22 protein-coding genes are annotated in these 20,799 nt (G+C 68.1%); 12 read left to right on the plus strand and 10 right to left on the minus strand.

Annotated elements, in window-relative coordinates; genetic code table 11:
- Window positions 1-2: 2 nt before the first annotated feature.
- Window positions 3-539, plus strand: a complete 537-nt coding sequence (gene lspA / locus IB268_RS23875) for a signal peptidase II (RefSeq protein ID WP_054456015.1) — start codon at window positions 3-5, stop codon at window positions 537-539.
- Between the two features lie 166 nt (window positions 540-705).
- Entirely contained in the window at window positions 706-1,905 is a 1,200-nt protein-coding gene (gene coaBC / locus IB268_RS23880) for a bifunctional phosphopantothenoylcysteine decarboxylase/phosphopantothenate--cysteine ligase CoaBC (RefSeq protein ID WP_054456013.1), read from the plus strand.
- A 99-nt stretch (window positions 1,906-2,004) separates the two neighbouring features.
- Here the strand turns inward: coaBC and IB268_RS23885 are convergent, their stop codons facing one another.
- From IB268_RS23885 to IB268_RS23915, 7 genes are all read right to left on the minus strand, one after another.
- Window positions 2,005-2,898 carry a cation diffusion facilitator family transporter gene (locus IB268_RS23885; protein WP_054456011.1) on the minus strand — a complete coding sequence of 298 codons (894 nt, stop codon included), beginning with the start codon at window positions 2,896-2,898 and terminating at the stop codon, window positions 2,005-2,007.
- Window positions 2,899-3,022: 124 nt separating this feature from the next.
- Window positions 3,023-4,012, minus strand: a complete 990-nt coding sequence (locus IB268_RS23890) for a tripartite tricarboxylate transporter substrate binding protein (RefSeq protein ID WP_175163009.1) — start codon at window positions 4,010-4,012, stop codon at window positions 3,023-3,025.
- A gap of 118 nt (window positions 4,013-4,130) precedes the next feature.
- Complete coding sequence (locus tag IB268_RS23895; RefSeq protein WP_192354906.1) at window positions 4,131-4,817, minus strand: AroM family protein; 687 nt, start codon at window positions 4,815-4,817, stop codon at window positions 4,131-4,133.
- On the minus strand, window positions 4,814-5,743 hold the full coding sequence (locus IB268_RS23900) for a DUF1177 domain-containing protein (protein ID WP_054456009.1): 930 nt from the start codon (window positions 5,741-5,743) through the stop codon (window positions 4,814-4,816). The genes IB268_RS23895 and IB268_RS23900 overlap by 4 nt, the downstream gene beginning before the upstream one ends.
- Window positions 5,740-6,444: a dipeptidase PepE gene (pepE, locus tag IB268_RS23905; RefSeq protein WP_054456008.1), complete on the minus strand. Its 705-nt coding sequence runs from the start codon at window positions 6,442-6,444 to the stop codon at window positions 5,740-5,742. The genes IB268_RS23900 and pepE overlap by 4 nt, the downstream gene beginning before the upstream one ends.
- 70 nt (window positions 6,445-6,514) lie before the next feature.
- Complete coding sequence (locus tag IB268_RS23910; RefSeq protein ID WP_192354907.1) at window positions 6,515-7,282, minus strand: IclR family transcriptional regulator; 768 nt, start codon at window positions 7,280-7,282, stop codon at window positions 6,515-6,517.
- A 158-nt stretch (window positions 7,283-7,440) separates the two neighbouring features.
- Entirely contained in the window at window positions 7,441-8,379 is a 939-nt protein-coding gene (locus tag IB268_RS23915; RefSeq protein ID WP_119449331.1) for a LysR family transcriptional regulator, read from the minus strand.
- Between the two features lie 137 nt (window positions 8,380-8,516).
- Here IB268_RS23915 and IB268_RS23920 point away from each other — a divergent pair, with 137 nt between their 5' ends.
- Together IB268_RS23920 and IB268_RS23925 are read left to right on the plus strand one after the other, a co-directional pair.
- The gene (locus IB268_RS23920) at window positions 8,517-9,509 is read left to right on the plus strand and encodes a tripartite tricarboxylate transporter substrate binding protein (protein ID WP_119449330.1); all 993 of its coding nucleotides are present in this window, start codon (window positions 8,517-8,519) and stop codon (window positions 9,507-9,509) included.
- A gap of 16 nt (window positions 9,510-9,525) precedes the next feature.
- Window positions 9,526-10,953 (plus strand): amidase, encoded by a 1,428-nt coding sequence (locus tag IB268_RS23925; protein ID WP_054456002.1) that lies wholly within the window; start codon window positions 9,526-9,528, stop codon window positions 10,951-10,953.
- Between the two features lie 9 nt (window positions 10,954-10,962).
- Here IB268_RS23925 and IB268_RS23930 read toward each other — a convergent pair whose 3' ends face one another.
- The gene (locus tag IB268_RS23930) at window positions 10,963-12,003 is read right to left on the minus strand and encodes a metal-dependent hydrolase (RefSeq protein WP_192328550.1); all 1,041 of its coding nucleotides are present in this window, start codon (window positions 12,001-12,003) and stop codon (window positions 10,963-10,965) included.
- A gap of 106 nt (window positions 12,004-12,109) precedes the next feature.
- On the opposite strand from IB268_RS23930, the gene IB268_RS23935 reads away from it, so the two are divergent.
- From IB268_RS23935 to IB268_RS23960, 6 genes are all read left to right on the plus strand, one after another.
- Window positions 12,110-12,748, plus strand: a complete 639-nt coding sequence (locus IB268_RS23935) for a DedA family protein (RefSeq protein ID WP_054455998.1) — start codon at window positions 12,110-12,112, stop codon at window positions 12,746-12,748.
- A gap of 16 nt (window positions 12,749-12,764) precedes the next feature.
- The gene (locus IB268_RS23940) at window positions 12,765-13,283 is read left to right on the plus strand and encodes a hypothetical protein (RefSeq protein ID WP_175213704.1); all 519 of its coding nucleotides are present in this window, start codon (window positions 12,765-12,767) and stop codon (window positions 13,281-13,283) included.
- Window positions 13,284-13,352: 69 nt separating this feature from the next.
- Window positions 13,353-14,039 carry a dUTPase gene (locus tag IB268_RS23945; protein ID WP_175162993.1) on the plus strand — a complete coding sequence of 229 codons (687 nt, stop codon included), beginning with the start codon at window positions 13,353-13,355 and terminating at the stop codon, window positions 14,037-14,039.
- A gap of 172 nt (window positions 14,040-14,211) precedes the next feature.
- A complete protein-coding gene (locus IB268_RS23950; protein WP_175181429.1) occupies window positions 14,212-14,907 on the plus strand; it encodes a 2OG-Fe(II) oxygenase in 696 nt (231 codons plus the stop codon).
- A gap of 50 nt (window positions 14,908-14,957) precedes the next feature.
- The gene (locus IB268_RS23955) at window positions 14,958-15,662 is read left to right on the plus strand and encodes a 2OG-Fe(II) oxygenase (RefSeq protein ID WP_054456471.1); all 705 of its coding nucleotides are present in this window, start codon (window positions 14,958-14,960) and stop codon (window positions 15,660-15,662) included.
- A 14-nt stretch (window positions 15,663-15,676) separates the two neighbouring features.
- Window positions 15,677-16,408, plus strand: a complete 732-nt coding sequence (locus IB268_RS23960) for a 2OG-Fe(II) oxygenase (protein WP_370126305.1) — start codon at window positions 15,677-15,679, stop codon at window positions 16,406-16,408.
- Window positions 16,409-16,421: 13 nt separating this feature from the next.
- Here the strand turns inward: IB268_RS23960 and IB268_RS23965 are convergent, their stop codons facing one another.
- Entirely contained in the window at window positions 16,422-17,357 is a 936-nt protein-coding gene (locus IB268_RS23965; RefSeq protein ID WP_054455989.1) for a LysR family transcriptional regulator, read from the minus strand.
- Between the two features lie 146 nt (window positions 17,358-17,503).
- On the opposite strand from IB268_RS23965, the gene IB268_RS23970 reads away from it, so the two are divergent.
- On the plus strand, window positions 17,504-18,493 hold the full coding sequence (locus IB268_RS23970; RefSeq protein WP_175181431.1) for a tripartite tricarboxylate transporter substrate binding protein: 990 nt from the start codon (window positions 17,504-17,506) through the stop codon (window positions 18,491-18,493).
- Window positions 18,494-18,516: 23 nt separating this feature from the next.
- On the plus strand, window positions 18,517-19,587 hold the full coding sequence (locus IB268_RS23975) for a maleylacetate reductase (RefSeq protein ID WP_192354908.1): 1,071 nt from the start codon (window positions 18,517-18,519) through the stop codon (window positions 19,585-19,587).
- Window positions 19,588-19,623: 36 nt separating this feature from the next.
- Here IB268_RS23975 and IB268_RS23980 read toward each other — a convergent pair whose 3' ends face one another.
- Window positions 19,624-20,736, minus strand: coding sequence for an NADH:flavin oxidoreductase/NADH oxidase (locus IB268_RS23980; protein WP_175181433.1), 1,113 nt, complete (start codon window positions 20,734-20,736; stop codon window positions 19,624-19,626).
- Window positions 20,737-20,799 lie beyond the last annotated feature (63 nt).

Genomic DNA, 20,799 nt, shown 5'->3' on the forward strand with positions numbered 1-20,799 from the left:
GCATGGCCCGCCCCTCCGACCCCGGAGTGACGGGCGCCGCCCCCGTCCGCGCCGCGCCGGCGCGCGTGGGCGGCTGGCTGGCCCTGGCATTGCTCATCATCGTGCTGGACCAGTTGACCAAGGTCTACTTCAACACCTCGTTCCAGTACGGCGAACGCGTCAACGTGCTGCCGGTCTTCGACTTCACGCTGATGTACAACCGCGGCGCCGCCTTCAGTTTCCTGGCGTCCGAAGAAGGCTGGCAGCGCTGGCTGTTCACCGGCCTGGGCTGCGTGGCGGCGGTGGTCATCACCATCATCCTGCGCCGCACCCATGGCCAGCCGCGTTTCAGCCTGGCGCTGACCCTGATCCTGGGCGGCGCCATCGGCAACGTCATCGACCGCGTGGTCTATGGCCACGTGGTGGACTTCCTGCTGTTCTACTGGAACACCTCCTACTTCCCCGCCTTCAACCTGGCGGACGTGGGCATCACCTGCGGCGCCATATTGCTGGTGCTGGACGAACTCCTGCGCGGCCGCAAGGCCAAGACCCAGGCCTGAAGATGGCCCGGCCGGGGCGCAACGCCCCGGCTTCCTTCAGCATTTCCCACGGTTTTTGTCCTGCTTGATGCCCCCTGAACGCATCGCGAAAGGCGCAATGCCGCAATGCAGAATAAAATCACTGTCCGTTCCTCGTTTACACGGCGCTGAACCCGCCGCCTCCCTCATGCTCGACCTCGCCCGCAAACGCATCGTCCTCGGCCTGACCGGCGGCATCGCCTGCTACAAAATCGCCGAACTGGTGCGGCGCATGACCGAACAAGGCGCCACCGTCGATGTGGTCATGACCGAGGCGGCCACGCACTTCATCACGCCGGTCACCATGCAGGCCCTGTCGGGCCGTCCGGTGTTCGTGGATGCCTGGGATGCCCGCGTGCCCAACAACATGGCGCACATCGACCTGACGCGCGGCGCGGACGCGGTGCTGATCGCTCCGGCCAGCGCCGACTTCATGGCCAAGCTGGCGCACGGCATGGCCGACGACCTGCTGTCCACGCTGTGCCTGGCGCGCGCCTGTCCGCTGCTGGTGGCGCCCGCCATGAACCGCGAGATGTGGGCCAACCCGGCCACGCAGCGCAACGTCGAACAACTGCGCGCCGACGGCATCAGTGTGCTGGGCCCCTCCGCCGGCGAACAGGCCTGCGGTGAAACCGGCGATGGCCGCATGCTGGAAGCGCATGAACTGCTGACCGACCTGATCGCCTTCTTCCAGCCCAAGCTGCTGGCCGGCCGCCACGTGCTGCTGACCGCCGGTCCCACGTCCGAACCCGTGGACCCGGTGCGCGTGCTGAGCAACCGTTCGTCGGGCAAGACCGGCTACGCGCTGGCGCGCGCCGCCCGCGAGGCCGGCGCCCGCGTCACGCTGATCACCGGCGCCACCTTCCTGCAGGTGCCGCGCGGCGTCACCGCGCTGTCGGTCACGACCGCGCGCCAGATGCACGACGCCGTGATGGCCAGCGCGGCCGACGCGGACATCTTCATCGCGGTGGCCGCGGTGGCCGACTGGCGCGTCAAGAACGTCAGCAACCAGAAGCTGAAGAAGACCAGCGAAGGCGGCGGCGCGCCCGTGATGGAATTCGAACCCAATCCGGACATCCTGGCCGAAGTGGCCAAGCTGCCCGACGGCCCCTGGTGCGTCGGCTTCGCCGCCGAAACCGAGAAGCTGGCCGAGCATGCCGAAGCCAAGCGCACGCGCAAGGGCATTCCGCTGCTGGTGGGCAACCTGGCGCACAAGGTCATGGATGCGGACACCACCGAACTGGTGCTGTTCGACGAGCAAGGCACCCATCCCCTGCCCGCCGCCGACAAGCTGGACGCCGCGCGGCGACTGATCGCCGAGATCGCGGCCAGAGTGCCAGGCAAATAAAAAGAGCAGGCCTCGCGGCCTGGCCTGGCTGCCGATGAACCCCTGTCTGCGGACAGGGGTTTTTATTTGCTTGCGGGCTTGCCGCTCATGCGGCCGTCGTCAGTGGATATGCTCCTGCGAGGAACGATCCTCGCGCTCCATCTGCAGCGTCGTATGGTGCAGGTCGAAATCCGCCTGCAGCCTGTCCTCGATGGCCCGGCGTACCTGTTCGCCGTCGGCCCCGGCCGCCAGCACCACGTGACCCGTGAGCATGGGATTGCTCTGCGTCACCGCCCACAGGTGTATGTCATGGATGGAAGCCACACCGGCCGTGCCGGCGATGGCGGCGCGCACGGCCTGCAGGTTCATGCCCGGCGGCACGCCTTCCAGCAGGATATTCACGCACTCGCGCAGCAGCACCCAGGTGCGCGGGAACACCATGAAGCCTATGCCCACCGCCAGCGCCGAATCCACCCAGCGCCAGCCCGTGAACCAGATGAGCACAGCGCCGACGATCACTCCGATCGAGCCCAGCATGTCGGCCCATACCTCCAGATAGGCGCCCTTCACGTTCAGGCTTTCGTCCTTGGCGCCTGCCAGCATGCGCATCGAGATCAGGTTGACGATGAGCCCCACCACGGCGACGGCCAGCATCCCCAGCGACTGGATCTCCTGCGGCGCCGACAGGCGCTGGTAGGCCTCGTACAGGATGTAGAACGCGACGCCCAACAACACCAGCGCATTGACCGCCGCCGCCAGTATCTCGAAGCGGGCGTAGCCATAGGTGCGCATCAGGTCCGCCGCCTTGCGACCGGCGCGTATCGCCACCAGCGCCAGCAGCAAGGCCATGGCGTCGGTCATCATGTGCATGGCATCGGAAATCAATGCCAGGCTGCCTGTGATCAGGCCGCCCGCGATCTCGACCAGCATGAAGCTGCCGGTCAGGCCCAAGGCAATCCAGAGGCGGGATTCGGGCAAGGCGCGCACGTCGCCGTGCTGATGGCTGTCGCTCATGGCTGTCCTGGTCGGGGAAAGGCACCATGACAAAGCCTGTAGCGGCTTCAGAGTCAAGCGCGGCGGCTCGCGCCATGAAAAAAACCCTCCGTGCCACCGGAGGGTTTTTGTTGGACAACCCGGCTTACTGTTCCAGGCTGATGTTGGCCGCCTTGACGATGTCGGCCCATTGCTGGCGGTCCTTCTCCAGGAACTGGCCGAACTGCTCGGGCGTCATGCCGGTGACCGGCTCGGAACCCAGGCCGGCCATCTTCTCGACCAGCGCCGGCTGCTTCAGCACGTCCTGCATGGCGGCGTAGTAGGCTGCCAGCACGTCGGCGGGCAGCCCGGCGGGCGCGAACACGCCTTGCCAGGTCGGCATGTCGAAGCCCTTCAGGCCCTGCTCGTCCAGCGTCGGCACGTTGGGCAGCTGCGGCGCGCGCTTGATCGAGGCCACGGCGATGGCCTTGACCTTGCCTTGCGAGGCCAGCGGCGCGGCGGTGGAGATGTTGTCCATCGTCATGGCGATGTGGCCGCCCAGCAGGTCGGTGATGACGGGCGCGGCGCCGCGGTAGGCGGCGTGCGGCACCTTCACGCCCAGCTTGTAGAGCATGGTCTCGGCGATCAGGTGGTTGGAAATGCCCACGCCGGCGGTGCCGTAGGTGGCGGTCGGCGTCTTCTGGAAGTATTCCTTCAGCTCGGCCAGGTTGTTGGCCGGCACGTCCTTGTTGACGATGACCACGTTGGGCTGCACCGCGGCCAGCGTGACGGGCGTGAAATCCGCCGGCTTGTAGTTGGTGCCCTTGGGGTTCAGGACATGGGTGATGGCCATGGACCCGGCGGCGGCGATGCCGATGGTGTAGCCGTCGGCCGGCGACTGGGCCAGGCGGTACGCCATGATGTTGCCACCTGCGCCGGCAAGGTTTTCGACCACGACGGGTTGGCCCAGGCGCTGCGACAGCGGCTCGGCCAGGAGGCGCGCCAGGGTATCGGCGGAACCGCCGGGCGCAAAGCCCACCAGGAGGCGCACCGGCTTGGCGGGCTTCCAGGCGTCGGCGGCGAAGGCCGGCGCGGCCGTCAGGGCTGTGACGGCGAACAGTGCGCCAGCGGCGCGATGCAGATTACGGCTGAACATGAAAAACACTCCCAACGATTGATTGACGAAGCCCGCTTCGTCTCCTCTCGCCGCTCGCCCGTCCCGCGCCGCGCCGCGCATCCATGCGCGGCCCGGTAGCGGAGCGGTACCTGCGGCGTTATTCCAGTATTTGCGCCAGCGTCTGCGCCACCATGCGGTTGGACAGCAGCACCGGCCGGCCCGAGGCCTGTGCCACGGCCTGGCGCATGCGCTCGGCGTAGCCCATGCAATGCATGACGATCAGGTCGCAGGACGCGAGTTCGCGGCCGGCCCGCTCGAAGTTGAGTGCGGCCTGGGCCGCGTCGGCTTCGTAGGGGGAGGCATGCACGACCACGGTCTCGCAGGACAGCGGCACGACCATGTGGAAGGCATCGACCTGCGCCTCCAGCGGCACCACCAGACCCACCTTGCGGCAATGCTCGGCCAGGCCGACGACCAGGTGGTCCACCACCTGCTGCGGCTCCACCACCAGCGTGCGCATCGGCGCGATCGCGGTGCCGGTGCACAGCGGCACCAGCACGTCATAGCCCGCGGCATCGGCCTGGCGCATGACCTCGGCCAAGCGCGCCTCGGCGGCGGCCGCGTCCAGTTCGATCTGCGAGCCGTCGCGCATGCGGGTGGCGAAGCGGTATTCGCCCGGCTTGGGCGCCAGCGCGGCCAGGCCCGCGGCGTCCAGCCCGTCGAGCGCGCCGAATTCGTCGATGCGCACCTGCGCGCCCAAAAGCGGGGCCATCTCGGGCACCACGTCGCTGCGCGGCGACTGGCCGATGGTGAAGAACGCCACGCGGCGCGGCTGCGCGCTCATGCCTCGCCCGCGCTTTCGCGGCCCACGGTCTGCAGATGCGCCATCGAACCGTAGCGGCTCTGCAAGGCGGCCCATTCCGTTTCGTCGACGAAGCTCATCGCGCCCTGCCCGTAGAGCTTGGCGATCTCGATGCAGAAACGCATGGCGACGTCGGCGTCCACGGCGTTGGTCACGCCCGTGGCGCAGCCCGGCACAGTGGTCTGAGCGGTCAGCGCCACGCCCACCACCGGCGCGCCGGTGACGATCGCGGGCTGCATCAACGAGTTCACGTGCCACAGGCCGTTTTCGTAAGGCGTGATGTCCTGCGTGGTCAGCGGCAAGGTCACCGGCAGTTCGCCGCTGACCCAGCCCATGACGTCCAGCATGGTCTCGGGAATGCGCAGCAGATAGCCCTGGCGCGCGACCGGCGTCAGCGCCACGCCGCGCTTGTTGACCAGGCGGTTGCCGCGCGTGGTGTCGACGGACAGGATCGCGTCCATGCGCGGGTCGACTTCATGCGACATCATCTCGCGCATCGGGAATGGCGAACGCATCATCGGCACCGGATGGTGCGGCCGCGTGCCGGCGCGCGGGCAGATGTGGGTGCGGATGCGCACGGTGCCCGGCATGACGTCGCCTTGGCGCGCCATGGCCATCAGCTTGAACGCCGCGGCAATCGCGACCACCGCGCCGTCGCTGTCGGACACCAGGCCGGTGACCGCCGGACGCGCGCCGATGCCGCCAAGGCGGCCGACGATGCCGAGTTGCGGCGCGGTTTCGTCGAGGCCCGGAATGACGATGGACAGGAATTCGGTGGCCGCGCCGTCGCGCTCCAGCCGGGTCACTTCGACTTCACAGTTGCCCGCCGCGCGCAGCTGTTCGGCCACGGCCTCGCCCGTGATGTGCGCAGAGGACAGCAGTTCGATGGCGTCGATGACGTGCTTCATGCCGGGATCTCCACGGGACCCGGACGGAACACGCGCGGCTCTTCGTTGCCGAGGAACAGCGGCGCGTCGTGCGGGCCGACCAGGTCGATTCGATTGCCGCGCACGCGCAGCGCGGAGCCTTCCGGCAAGCCCAGCACGGGCATCTGCGGATTCAGCGTGCAGAACTCGGCCAGGCGCTGGGCGCGGGTTTCGCCGCGGTGTCCGGGCGGATGGGCATTGGTGTAGTGCGGATTGATCTGGAACGACAGCAAGCCCAGGGCGTCGAAGCCTTGCGGGTCCGTGATGGGCATGTCGTTGGTGGTGCAGATGCTGGGGCAGCTCAGATTGGAGCCTGCGCTCCAGCCCAGATAGGCCGCGCCCTCGCGCACGCGGCGCGCCACGACGTCCAGCAGGCCCTGGCGGCGCAGCTGGCCCAGCAGGTTAAAGGTGTTGCCGCCGCCCACGATGATGATCGCGGCGCCTTCCAGCGCGGCCACGGGATCCTCGGCGCGATGCAGCCCCTGGATGTCCAGGCCGGTATCCGCCAGGGCCGACGCCACCAGCGCGGTGTAGTCGTCCCAGTCGCGCGTGACGCCAGCGTACGGCACGAAGACGGCCGGCGCGCCTTGCGGCAGCGACGCGATCAGTTCGCGGATGTCGGGCAGCGCGTGGACCAGATAGCCGGCGTCGCTGCTGGAATTGCTGAGGAGCAGTAGGTTCATGTGGAGGATTTCCGTAAGGGGATTTTCTGGGTGTCCGGCGGCGCGGACGCATCTGTGGGCCTGAAAGCGTTCAGGCCAGCCAATAGGGATCGTTCAGTTCGCGGCCCAGCGCCCCCACCTGCCGCAGCACCGACTCGCGCAAGCGCGCGACGCGGGCGGCATCGGCCTGGAAGGAAACGAAGGACAAACACAGGCCGCGCAGTTCGCCGGTGGCGGGGTCGCGCACGGCGGCCGCCACCGCGCCTATGCCCGGCATGGCCTGGTCGATGGCCACGCCGCAATGGTCCGCGCGGGTCTGCGCGACCAGGCGGGCCAGTTCGCCGACCGTGGCGGGACAGTCGCGGCCTTCGGTGGGCAGCGGCTGGTCGGCGTCGACGCCGTAGAGCGCCTGGAACTCGGCTTCGCTCAGGCGCGACAGCAGCGCCCGGCCCATGGCGGTGCCCGAGGCGGCGCGGCGCGAACCGGGCGGCGACAGCACCTGCACCGGGTGCGAGCCGTTCAGGCGCTGCAGCACCACGGTCTCGCGCTGGTTCAGGGTGGAGAGATAGGCGGTCAGGCCACTATCGTCGGAGAGCCGGGCCAGCACCGCGCGGCAGGCGTCGTCCAGCGGCGTGGCCGCCATGCCGGCGCGCACCGCCTGCGCCAGCATCGCCCCCGCGCGGTAGCGGCGCGTGGCGGCGTCCTGGTCGAGCAAGCCGTAATGCTGCATCTGGTTGAGCAGGCGCGACGCGCTGCTCTTGGGCATGGACAGGCGCGCCGCCACTTCCGTGAAGCTCAGCTCCGACGCGCCTTCCGCGTATAGCCCCAGCACGCGCTGGACGCCATCGAGAATACTCATGTTTGTTCCAAAAAACGGAACTTATGTTCCTATAAGTTGAACAAGAATAATGCGGGGCTCGACGGCGGTCAATATGGGAACAGCATGAAAAAGCCCCGGGGTCGCCCGGGGCCTGGTCGCGGGAGCCGCCGGCCCCCGATGTAGATCAACGGAATGCCTCAGCCAACCGGCGTCTCGCAGAACTGCAGGAATCGATGCAGCGGAGTCTGCCGTTCGGCGGCACGTTGCCATACGACGACCGTGGGCGGATTCTGTTCACGCAGCTCGACCGGCAGGATGACCGCCTCTGCCGCGACGGTCAGGCGCTCGGCCGCCGCCAGCGGCAGCATGACCAGGTAATCCGTGGTGCGCACGAATTCATCGGTCAGCAAAAGATCACTTACCTGAATGCCGCGCGGCGGCAGTCCCAGGTCGCATCCCAGGAACAGCGCGGTCAGCTTGTCGTGCATCATCGTGCCCGGACGCGGCTTGCACCAGGGTTCTGCATGCAACTCCGGCAGCGTAAGGCGGCGGCGGGCGGCCAGCGGCGACAGTCGGGCGTTGGCGACGACCACCAGCGGCTGCGGCGGCACCAGCCGCAGGCGTCCCAGGCCAGGCGCTGTCAGCTCGGGCGCGTCGTAGCACACCAGCGCGTCCAGCTTGTCGTCCAGCAACAGGTCCGCCATGGCGCGGTATCCGCCAGCCTGCACATCCAGCGCGACGCCGGGCTGGGCCTGGTTGAAGGCATGGATCAAGGGCGCAAGCGTCAGTTTGCCCATGTCGGTCGCCACGCCGATGCGCAGTTCGCCCAGGCGGCCGCTGCGTACGTCCGTCACGGCTTGGGCCAGCCCGCGCGATTGCGCCACCACGGCCTCCATCATGGGCAGGATCTGGCGGCCCATTTTCGTCGGGCGCTTGGCATTGCCGATGCGCTCGAACAGCTTGAAACCCAGCTGCGATTCCAGCTCGGCCAAGGTTTTGGAGACCGCGGACTCGCTCACGTTCGCGGCCGCGGCCACCTCCTTGGCCGACGGCGCATCGCGCAACGCCAGCGCGATCTGCAGATGCCGCAGCTTCAGGCGCGAAGCCAGCGACTCGATGGGCTGCGGCTTGACCATTTTCTCAATCCATTAGTCGAATAATTCACTATACGGTAAACCCGGGCGGACCGATGATAACGGCATAGCGCATGGCCATGAGCCGATCCGCGGCCGGCCAGGCCGCAGGAGCAACAGAGCGCAAACAGGAGACCGCCTTGCTAGCCCGCCCCCGACTTCTCGCCTTCATCCTTGCCGCCGCGACGACGGCAGGCCTGCAACCCAGCGCGATGGCCCAGGAGCCAGCCGGCGGCGACAAGCTCGTGCGCCTGGTGGTCGGCTACGCCGCGGGCGGCGCCGCCGACGCGGTGGCCCGCGCCTACGCCGAACAGTTGCAGACGGCGGGCTACGCCAATGTCATCGTCGAGAACCGTCCCGGCGCATCGGGACGCCTGGGTTTCGACGTGGTGAAGCGCGCCAAGGCGGACGGGCTCACCCTGTACCTGGGCTCGTCGCCGATGTTCGTGATCTTTCCGCTGACCTACAAGAAGCTGGGATACGACCCGGACCATGACCTGCGCCCGGTGGCTCTGGTCGCCGACGTGCCCACCGGCGCCGTCACGGGCGCCGCCCAACCCTACGGCAACATGGCCGAATACGTGCAATGGGCCAAACAGGCGCGCGCCAAGGCGACCCTGGGCCTGGCGACGCAAGGCAGCCCCGGCCAGTTGGGCACGATAGAAATGGGCGGCCAGAACGGCCTGGAGGTCGTGCCCGTGCTCTACCGCGGCGCGGCGCCGATGCTGGTGGACGTGGCGGGCGGTGAAGTGTCGATGGGCTGGGACGCCGTCGCCAGCATGCTGCCGCTCTACAACGCCGGCAAGGTGAAATTCCTGGGCGTGGCTGGCAGCCGCCGCCTGCCCTCCCTGCCCGATGTGCCGACGCTGCTGGAACAGGGCTACCCGCAGTACCAGCATGCCGCCAGCTGGTATGGCGTGTACGCTCCCGCGGCCACGCCGGACGCCACGATCGCCCAACTGGAACAGGCTTTCGTCGCCGCCGGCAAACGGCCGGCGCTGGTGCAAAAACTGCAGACCGCGGGCTTCCTGGTCGACCCCCAGGACGCGCAGAGCGCCAAGCGCCGCATCGGCGTCGAGCGCGCGCACTGGGCCCCCATCGTCAAGGCCGCCGGCATTTCCTTCGACGAATAGGCGCAACGTGGCTTCGATGAGCGATTCCCTTTGCGACTTGAGCGCGGTAGAGGCCGCAAGCCTGATCCGGACCAAGGCAGTGTCCCCGGTCGAGCTGGTGCGCGCCTCGCTGGAACGGGCCGAAAGCCTGCAGCCCGTCCTGAACTGTTTCATCACGCTGTGCGCCGAAGAGGCCATGGCCGAGGCCCGGCTTGCCGAGGCCGCGCTGATGCGCGGCGATGCGCCGGGCCTTTTGCATGGCCTGCCCTACACGGTGAAGGATCTGGTCAATACCGCGGGCGTGCGGACCACCTTCGGCGCCGTGCCGTTCAGCGCCAACGTGCCGGCCGAGGACGCCGTGGCCGTGGCGCGGCTGCGCCAGCAAGGCGCCGTCCTGATCGGCAAGACCACGACGCCGGAATTCGGCTCCAAGTCCATGACGGATTCGCCGCTGTTCGGCCACACCCGCAACGCCTGGAACCTGGAACGCACCTGCGGCGGCTCCAGCGGCGGCGCCGCGGCGGCAACGGCCGCCGGCATCACGGCGCTTGCGGTGGCCAGCGATGGCGGCGGATCCACCCGCATCCCCGCCGCGTGCAACGGCGTGGTGGGATTCAAGCAAAGCCTGGGCGCGATACCGCACAGCCAGGCGCAGGACGCCATCGGCAACCAGACCTACGTGACGCCGACCACGCGCACCGTGGCCGATACCCGCCTGATGATGGCGGCCATGGCCGGCCCGCATGACTGCGATCCGTGGTCGCTGGGCGTACCCAGGACCGACTACGCCGGCGCGGCGGCCAATCCCGAGATGCTGCGCGGCAAGCGCGTCCGCTATTGCGCCGCCCCGCCCGGCCGCCCCGTGGCCGCCGACGTGCGCCGCGCATTCGAAGCGGCGCTGGCGCGCCTGGCCGACCTGGGCGCGGAAGTAGAACCGTTCGACGGCGAGGGCTTCGATGTCGAGCCCATCTGGCGCGTCATCAACCACACGGTCTGGCGCACCCGCTTCCTGCCACTGATAGAACGCGAACCCGACGCCTACAGCCCCACCTTCCGGCGGCAGATCGCCACCGCCGCGGCGTTCAGCGCCCAGCAATACCAGGAAGCCATGTTTGCCCGCACCGCGCTCTACCGCAAGGTGCAGGCGCTGTTCGGCCAGGCCGACCTGCTGGCCATGCCGACCATGTCACGCACCGCCTTGCCGCTGGGCACGGACATATTCGACACCATGGACATCGACGGCCGCTCGTACGGCGACATCCGCGCGCACTGGTATCCGTGGACCATGCTGTTCAACCTGACCGGGCACCCCGCCGTCAGCGTGCCTTGCGGTCTGGGCCAGGATGGCCTGCCGATAGGCTTGCAGCTGGTTGCCCCTTGCCACGCCGACCTGCAGCTGCTGCAGGCGGCCGAAGCCTATGAGCAAGCCGGCACTCCGCTGCCGCGGCCGCCGGCGGTAACCTGAATCACGTTCCTATCTGGTCGACAGTTCCGACCACTGCGCCAGCGGCAAGGGCGGCTGCGCATGCAGGATGCGCGCCAGTACCAGCTTCAGTTCGGCCCAACCGCCGCGCTCGGTGGGCCAGATGGAAGGCGTCACCGCCTGCCAGTTGCCGTCCGCCGCGCGTTCGGCCATCTTGAAGCGGAAGGTGTAATGCCCCGCCATGCCCATGCGCAGGTCCGTCACCACCAACGCATTGCCGATGACGTCGTAGCGCAGCCAGTCGTCCGTGAACCAGCGCAGGCGCTGGTGCAACGGCACGTCCGCCAGCGCCCGCGCCACATCCAGGTTCAGCGGCTGGCGCAGCCATTCCGGCGGATCGCTGTCGAACAGGCTGCTGACCGATTCGTAATAGTGGCCGTCGGGCGTCTTGGCGATGACGCGCCACACCAGCGTGTTGAAGGGCATGGGCACGGCGCGCAGTTCGCTCAGCGCAATGCCCTGCGCCTGCATCGCCTCGCGCACGCGGTCCTCGGCGGCGATGCGCGCGGCCAGCCCGAATCCCAGGTAGGCCGTGCTGAACACCAGCGCCGCGGCCAGCAGCCGGCGCGCCGTCAGCGTCATGCCGAAGCCGATGGCGAACAACACCGCCAGCAGCAACGGCACGGTATAGACCGGGTCGATGATGAACACGGCGGCCCAGCTTTCGGGGATGAGCGCCAGCGGCCAGAACAGCTGCGTCCCGTAGACCGTGAAGGAGTCCAGCACGGGATGGGTCACCAGCACCAGCCATAAGGTCAGGAACAGCCGGCGTCCGCTGTATGGCGCCTGCGGCCAGTACTTGCGGATCAGCCAGGTCAGGAAAACCGCAAGGCCGGTCAGCACGAAGACCGAGTGCGAGAAGCCGCGGTGGTAGGTCATGAGCGACACCGGGTCCGGATAGCGCATCAGGACATCCAGATCCGGCACCGTGGCCAGCGTCGCGCCGTAGATCAACGCCCGCCGCCCCTGCACCCGCCCCAGGAGGGCGCCCTGTATGCCCGCGCCCAGTACCGCCTGCGTAACCGAATCCATAACTCTCCAACAATTAGCTTCATCCAGACGGACTATACGGTGCACCGGCAGTTCCGCAGGCGTTAACATACCTGATTGCGTTCAGCTAATTTTCAACTTCGTAAATATGGACCAATACATCGACCAGATCGCGATGTTCATCGAGGCCAACCAGGCCTGGGCGGGACCGATCACCTTTCTGCTCACGCTGGGCGAATCCATGGTGCTGCTGGGCCTGTTCATCCCGGCCACGGCCCTGATGCTGCTGACCGGCGGCCTGATCGGCGCGGGCACCCTGAATCCCTGGGCCATCATCGCCTGGGGCATCGCCGGCGCCATCGTGGGCGACGCCCTGTCCTACTGGCTGGGCCGCTGGGCCGGCCCTGGCATCCTGCGCCGCTGGCCGCTGAAGCAGCAGCGCAGCGGCGTGGCGCGCGCACGCCTGTTCTTCTACCGCTACGGCTTTGCCTCCGTGCTGATCGGCCGCTTTCTCGGCCCCATCCGCTCCACCATTCCCACCGTCGCCGGCGTGATGGGCATGGGGCACAGCCGCTTCCAGATGGCCAACGTCGCCTCGGCCATCCTCTGGATGCCGCTGATGCTGGCCCCGGGCTATATCACCGCGCGCAGCCTGGGTACAGCGGACAATGCGCAACAGATTGCCATGATGATCGGCGCGGGCCTCTCGGTACTGCTAGGATGCGGGCTGTTGATAGCCATGCTGCGCAAACGCCGGGTCCCGGCACGCCAACGCCGCGGCAACTGAACCGGAGAGAGGGGCAATGGCCATAGATGGGGAACCCAGGAATGGCGATTTCGCGCGCTACGTCGAAAACCTGACGCGCGCCGGCGGCGCATCGCCGGGACAGGTTCCCGACAAGCGGGCGCAATCCCGTCCGGCAGCTCCGCCGCCCCCGCCCCCCGCTTCTCCGTCTGAAACGCTATCCGGCGCGCCCTGGGGCAAGGCGGCCCCGCCGCCCCTGCAATCGCGGCAAGCGCCGCCCGCGGCCCCGGGCCAGACCGATGCCGCCGAGGTATCGATGGCCCGCCAAGCCACCCAGCGCAAGATCGGCGTCATCCTGACGGTGGGCGGCATCCTGGCCGGCTGGGCCGGGGCGCGCATCATCTTCGAAGCCCTGCGCGGCCCCGGGTTCGACCTGGACGAGGCCATGCCCGCCGTCTTCCTGTTCTTCTTTGCCATGATGCTGTTCAAGGCGGCCCGCAATGCGCGCAATCCGCGCGGCAAGACGCCGCTGCCTCCGCTCAAGCGCTCTTCCTACCGCAAGGACGGCGACGCCTGATTCCGCCATCACGGCGGCGCGGCCCCCGCGGGTAATGGTGCTAACATTTCCGCCGCTGTCGAAAGACCCATGAACCACGGAGTGAAAGTGAATAACGTAGTCGGATTGAACCAGGCCCAGGCGGCCACGATGCTGAAGCTGCAGGGCCACTTGAACAGCATGATCAATCCGGACTGGGTCAACGGCGGAGCCCGCTTCCTGCGCGCCGCCTTCGTCGAATCCGCCGAAGCGCTGGAACACTACGGCTGGAAATGGTGGAAGAAGCAGACCATCGACCTGCCGCAAGTGCAGATGGAGCTGGTGGACATCCTGCACTTCTATCTGTCGCACACCATCGTCCAGTCCCGCGGCGACATCGGCGCCGCCGCCGACGCGCTGGTCGCGGACCTGTCCGGCCCGGCCTCGGTCGCGCTGGACGGCAAGACCCATGCGCTGGACCAGCTGAACGTGCCCGAACTGCTGGAGCTGATCGGCGGCCTGGCCGTGTGCGGACGCGCCAGCTTCAAGGTCCTGGAACAGACCATGACGTCCTGCGAGATGAGCTGGAACGACGCCTACACGCAATACGTGTCCAAGAACGTGCTGAACATCTTCCGCCAGCAGCATGGCTACAAGGAAGGCACCTACATCAAGATCTGGAATGGCGAGGAAGACAACGTCGTGCTGGCCCGCCTGCTGTCGCAGCTGGATCCCGCGCGCGAGGATTTCGCCGACCAGTTGCACCGCGAACTGGAGCAGGCTTATTCGCGCCTCTGAGCCGCGACGGTTCCTGCCCGCCTGAAGACGCCGCCATCCGCGGCGTTTTTTGTTTTGGAGGAAGCAAGCGCAACAAACGGAGTTTCAAAAAGGCGGTGGATTTCTACACTGGCCTCGCCTGTAATCACAGGGAGGACCGGGCATGCGCGCCGCGGCAAGCGGAGACAAGGACATGACAGCAGCAGCCGACTATGACTGGCAGAACGTGGAGCAAGCGCTCGATGCCCACGGCAACGCCGTGCTGCCCGGACTGCTGACGCCCGCGCAATGCCGCGCCCTCGCCGCCCTCTACCCGGATGAAGCGCGCTTTCGCTCGCGCATCGTCATGGCGCGGCATGGCTTCGGCCGCGGCGAGTACAAGTACTTCGCCTACCCCTTGCCGCCGCTGCTCGATCAATTGCGCCACGCGCTCTATGCCCGGCTGGCGCCGATCGCCAACCGCTGGAACCAGCGGCTGCGCGCGGATACGCAGTACCCGCCCGAACTGGACGCCTACCTGCAACGCTGCCACCGGGCGGGCCAGACGCGTCCAACGCCATTGATGCTCCAGTACGGCGAGGGCGACTACAACTGCCTGCACCAGGATCTCTATGGCGAACATGTGTTTCCGCTGCAGGTCGCCATCCTGCTGGCCGTGCCGGGCAAGGATTTCACCGGCGGCGAATTCGTCATGACCGAGCTTGCGGCCAGAAGCCAGCGCGCCGACGTCGTGACGCTGGGCCAGGGCGACGCGGTGGTGTTCACCGTCAATCAACGGCCCGCGGCGGGCGCGCGCGGGCCGCGCAAGGTCGCCATGCGGCATGGCGTGAGCCGCGTGCGCAGCGGCCGGCGCCACACCTTGGGCATCATTTTTCATGACGCGGCATGATGCCGCGCACGCTTGCGACCATCGATGAGGACCCTATGCATCACAGCGGCATGACCGCCCTCGAAACGAGCCTGGACCACCTGGATTGGCCGGACATCGGATCGCAGCTCGACGCCGAAGGCTATGCCGTGCTGCCAGGACTGCTGGGCGCGGAACCGGCGCGCAGTCTGGCGCGGCAAGCCGACGCGCCAGACGCCCGGCGGGTGAGCCTGGCATCCGCCGGCCTGGGGCGCGGCGACCTGTATTACTTCGATGCCGGCATCCCGCCGCCGCTGGAGCAATGGCGCTCGGCGCTGTACCGTCGGCTCGTCGTACACGCCAATCGCTGGAACGAGCTTCTGGACGTGCGCGCGCGCTATCCCGATGAGCTGGAAGATTTTCTTCAGCGCAACCGCGACGCCGGCCAGACCCGGGCGCAATCGCACCTGAGCCGGCTCGGCGTCGAAGACTACATCGCGCTGCACCAGCGCAATACAGGCGGACAGGTCTTCCCCATGCAGGCGGTCGCGCTCCTGTCCGAGCCGGGAGACGGCTTCCAGGGCGGCGAGTTCGTGATGACGGAGCAGCGCCCGCGCATGCAATCGCGTCCGCTGGTGGCGCCGCTCGGTTTCGGCGACGTCGCCATCATCGCCACGGGGGAACGCCCCTTTCACGGTTCCAAGGGCTATTACCGCGTCAACCTCAAGCATGCCGTCAGCCGCGTGCGCAAAGGCACGCGCATCGGCCTTGAACTGTTTTTCCACGATGCGCCCTGATGCCAGCCCCAGCCATGCCTACATCAACCATGCTGCACGGCCTGCCTGAAACCCGGATTGCGGATACGGACTGGCAGGACGTCGAAGACGATCTGGGCCGCGATGGTTACGCCGTGCTGCCGGGACTGCTGACGCAGGCCCAGTGCGAGGAACTTGCGGCCGGCTACGGCGACGAAACGCGCTTTCGCAGCCGCATCGTGATGGAACGCTATGCGTTCGGCCGCGGCGAGTACAAATACTTCAGCTATCCGCTGCCGGATATCGTCGCAAGCTTGCGGCAGTCGCTTTATCCACGCCTGGCGCCCATCGCCAACCGCTGGCATGCGGCCATGCGCCTCGAAGCGCGCTTTCCCGCAACGCATGAAGAATTCCGGAGTATCTGCCACGCCGCCGGACAGCGCCGGCCCACGCCGCTGCTGCTGCGCTACCAGGCGGGCGACTACTGCTGCCTGCATCAGGACCTGTACGGCGACCATGTCTTTCCGTTCCAGGCCATCTTCCTGCTCAATGAGCCGGGACGCGATTTCGAAGGTGGAGAGCTGCTGCTGGCCGAAAGCAATCCCAAGCAACCCGGACGGGCCGACGTGGTGCCCTTGCGGCAAGGCGATGCCGTGGTGCTTGCCGTCAATCACAGGCCGGTGCGGTCGGCGCGCGGCTATTACCGCGCGAATCTGCGGCATGGGGTCGGCCGGCTGCGCAACGGAGAGCGGCACACGCTGGGCATCATCTTCCACGATGCCACGTAAGGCTGCGCGATCGTCAGGCCGCGCGCGCAGCCTCGATGGCCGCATCCCACACGGAAGGCGAGCCGATCTGCCGCCGCAATTGTTCGGTGAAGGCGCGGATGCGCGCATTGGCGCGCGGCATGGCGCGCAGCAGGTAGATGCCGCTTTCGGGCGGCGGGCTGGCGTCCTGCAAGGTCAGCTGCACCAGCCGGCCGGCGCCCAGGTCCGCGCCCGCGGACCAGTTGGGCATGAGCGCGATGCCCAGCCCTTCCAGCGCCGCGAACCGGCGCGCGTCGCAGTCGTCGCACTCCAGGACGAACCTGGCGTCCTGGGCCCATTGGCCGTCGCCCAGTTCGCGCCAGCCGCGCACGCTGGTGCTGTGGCGCCGGTCGATGAGGCGATGGCGCGACAGGTCCGCCAGCGTGCGCGGTACGCCATGGCGTTCCAGGTATGAGGGCGCGGCGCAGATCAGGTAGCGATGGCTGCCGATGCGTTGCCCGATCAGGCTGCTGTCTGGCTGTTGCCCCACCCGCACCACCACGTCCATGCGTTCGACCACCGGATCCACCACGCGCTCGGTCAGTTCCAGCTCCACCTGCAATTGCGGATGGCGTTCACCCAGCTGTTGCAGCATGGGCACCACGTAGCGCCGCGCGAACGCCGGCAGGCAACTGACCCGCAACAGGCCCTGCACGGTCTGCTCCAGCGAAATGACCTCGGAACGCGCCTCGGTCATGTCGTGCAGGATCTTCACGGCGCGCTCGTACAGCACCTCGCCGGCCTCGGTGGGCATCAATGCACGGGTCGAGCGCACGAACAGCGGCACCTTGAGCTCGGACTCCAGCGCGCCGATCTGCCGCGCCACGGACGAGGCCACCATGCCCCGGCGGCGCGCCACCTCGGAAAAGCTCTGGGCGCGGGCGACGTCGACGAAGATGGAGAGGCTTTCCGCGAATTTGACGGTTTTCATTTGTGCGTGTGGCGCAAAAGGCTTTGGCGTGGCACGCCAGCTTTCCTGGGAGATTTGGCAATTACGATACTGCGCATGGACGCACTTTGGCAATTTAGACAAAGATAGACGGCCGGACACAACGACGATAAGCCCAGGAGACCCGCATGCCCCCGATCAACGCCCCCCGCCGCTCGCCCCGCGCCCTGCTGGCCAGCGCCGCCCTCGCCGCAGGCGCCTGGGCTGCCGCCCTGCCCGCGCTGGCGGATTCCTATCCCAGCAAGCCGGTAACGGTGGTGGTGCCCTTCGCTGCGGGCGGCACCGTGGACCGGGTGGCGCGCCAGGTGCAGCAGGCGCTGCAGGACAAGCTGGGCCAGACGGTGGTCATCGACAACCGCGGCGGCGCCGGCGGCACCATAGGCACAGCGATGGTGGCCAAGTCCGCGCCCGACGGCTACACGGTGGAAATGGTGTTCGATTCCTACGCCACCGAGCAGCACATCTACCCCAAGCTGTCTTATGACACGGCGCGCGACCTGACGGGCGTGTCGTACATGGTGCGCTCGCCCATGGTGCTGGCCGTGACCGCCAGCGGTCCATACCAGACGCTGGCCGACTACGTCGCGGCCGGCAAGAAGGGCAGCGTGTCCTACGCCTCGGTCGGCGCGGGCAGTTCCAACCATCTGGCGGCTGAAATGTTCCATCAGGCTGCGGGCACCAGCGGCATCCACACGCCCTACCGCGGCGGCGGCCCGGCGGTATCGGACCTGATGGGCGGACACGTGGAGTCCATCATCGCCAGCCTGCCGCTGGTGCTGCCCCACATCCAGAGCGGCAAGCTGCGTGCGCTGGCGGTGACGGCGCCCAAGCGGGTCGCGGCCCTGCCGGACGTGCCCGCCATCGCCGAGAGCTATCCGGGCTTCGAGATCTATTCCTGGGTGGGCATGGTGGCGCCCGCAAGGACGCCGGCGGCGACGCTGGACAAGCTGGCCGACGCCACCATCGCCGCGCTGCGCGACCCGGCCGTGGCCGGACGCATCACCGAATCGGGATTCGAAGTGGTGGCCGGCGGCCGCGATGACATGAACCGGCTGGTGCAGGCCGAGTCCCAGCGCTGGGGCGAGCTCATCAAGAGCCGCGGAATCGTTGCACAATGACCGACATGCAGACGGGGAACGCCATGCAATCCTTCATCTACGCCAGCCGCGCCCAGCGCGTGGTCTTCGGGCCGGGCAGCCTGGGCGGCCTGGCGGCCGAACTCGATGCGCTGGGGCTGCAGCGCGCGCTGGTGCTCTGCACGCCGCCGCAGCGCGCGCAGGCCGAGCGGGTCGCGGCGCTGCTGGGCGAAGCGCGGGTTGCCGGGATCTTCGACCAGGCCGTGATGCACGTGCCGATGGAAATCGCGCGCCAGGCGCGGGAAGCGGCGCGCGAGCTGGGCGCCGATTGCGCGGTGGCCGTGGGCGGCGGCTCCACCATCGGGCTGGGCAAGGCCATCGCGCTGGACTCGGGCCTGCCGGTCATTGCCGTTCCCACGACCTATGCGGGCTCGGAGATGACGCCGATCTACGGTCTCACCGAGAGCGGCCTGAAGAAGACCGGCAAGGATGACCGGGTGCTGCCGCGCAGCGTGGTGTACGACCCAGAACTGAGCCTGTCGCTGCCGGTGTCGATGAGCGTGACCAGCGGCATCAACGCCATCGCCCATGCGGCAGAGGGTCTGTACGCGCGCGACGGCAATCCCATCATGGAGCTGATGGCGCAGGAAGGCATACGCGCGCTGGCCCAGGCGCTGCCCGCCATACATGCCGGCGCCTGCGGCGCGGACCTGCTGCAGGCGCGCAGCGACGCGCTCTACGGCGCCTGGCTTTGCGGCACGGTGCTGGGCAGCGTGGGCATGGCGCTGCATCACAAGCTCTGCCATACGCTGGGCGGCAGCTTCAACCTGCCGCACGCGGAAGTCCACACCGTGGTGCTGCCGCATGCCCTGGCCTACAACGCCGCGGCCGCGCCGCGGGCCATGGAACGAATCGCCATGGCGCTGGGCGCACCGGCTGCCGCGGCAGGCGTATTCGATCTGGCCAGCACTCTGGGCGCGCCCACGGCATTGCGCGACATCGGTATGCGCCAGGAAGACCTGGACCGCGCCTGCGACATCGCCATGCAGACGCCCTACCCCAATCCGCGTCCGCTGGAACGCGAGGCCTTGCGGGCGCTGCTGCAAAACGCCTACGAAGGCAGGCGGCCTCAATAAACAGGGTCCGGCAGGCTGCCAGCCTGCCGGTTGCGCCTAGCGTTGTCCGAAGCGCGTATCGCCAAACAGCGCCTTCTGGTCACGCGGCTGCGAACGCCAGTACTGGCGCGGCGCGCTGACCTGGCCGCCCAGTTGCGCCGCGGCGTGCCACGGCCAGCGCGGGTCGTACAACATGCCGCGCGCCAGCGCGACCATGTCGGCCTGGCCGTTCTGCAGGATGTCTTCGGCCTGCTGCGCCTCGGTGATCAGGCCCACCGTGATGGTCGGCATGCCCACCTTGCGCTTGATTTCGTCGGCGAACGGCACCTGGTAGTTCGGCCCCACGGGTATCTTCTGCTGGGACGAGACGCCGCCGCTGGACACGTCTATGAATTCACAGCCGCGTTCCTTCAAGGCTTGCGCCAGGACCAAGGTCTGTTCCAGGTCCCAGCCGCCTTCGACCCAGTCGGTGGCCGACACGCGCACACCCAGCGTCACCGACGGCGGAATGGCCTCGCGCAGCGCCTGGAAGACTTCCAGCGGAAAGCGCATGCGGTTCTCGAGCGAACCGCCGTAGGCGTCGTCGCGCCGGTTGGACAGCGGCGACAGGAACTGATGCAGCAGATAGCCGTGCGCGGCGTGCAGTTCGATCGCGTCGAAGCCCAGCCGCACGGCGCGCCTGGCGCTGGCCACGAAGGCGTCGCGCACGCGGGCCAGACCCGCCGTGTCCAGCGCGTGGGGCGGCGGTTCCGACGCATTGTGCGGCACGGCCGAAGGCGCCCAGCCCTGCCAGCCGCCGGCCTCGGGCGGCACCAGTTGGCCGCCGTTCCAGGGCGCTTCGCTGGACGCCTTGCGGCCCGCGTGGCCCAGCTGTATGCCCAGCTTGATGGGCGCATAGCGGCGGATGGCTGCAACGACGCGGCCGATGGCCGCCTCGGTTTCATCGGACCACAGGCCCAGGTCTCCCGGGGTGATGCGGCCGTCGGGCTCCACGGCGGTGGCTTCCACGAACAGCAGCGCCGCGCCGGACAAGGCCAGATGCCCCAGGTGGATCATGTGCCAGTCGGTCGCCAGGCCTTCCTCAGCCGAGTACTCGCACATGGGCGCGATGACGATGCGGTTGGCCAGCTCCAGCTGGCCGATGGACGTGGGACTGAAAAGCAGGGACATGCTGGAGCCTCCGGGGCGTGGGATGCGACAGCATAGCGCCCCGACCCGCCCGGGAACCTGAAT

Origin of the sequence: Achromobacter sp. ACM01, from assembly GCF_014851745.1 — a bacterium.
In the GTDB taxonomy this organism is placed as follows: Bacteria; Pseudomonadota; Gammaproteobacteria; order Burkholderiales; family Burkholderiaceae_B; genus Achromobacter; species Achromobacter aegrifaciens.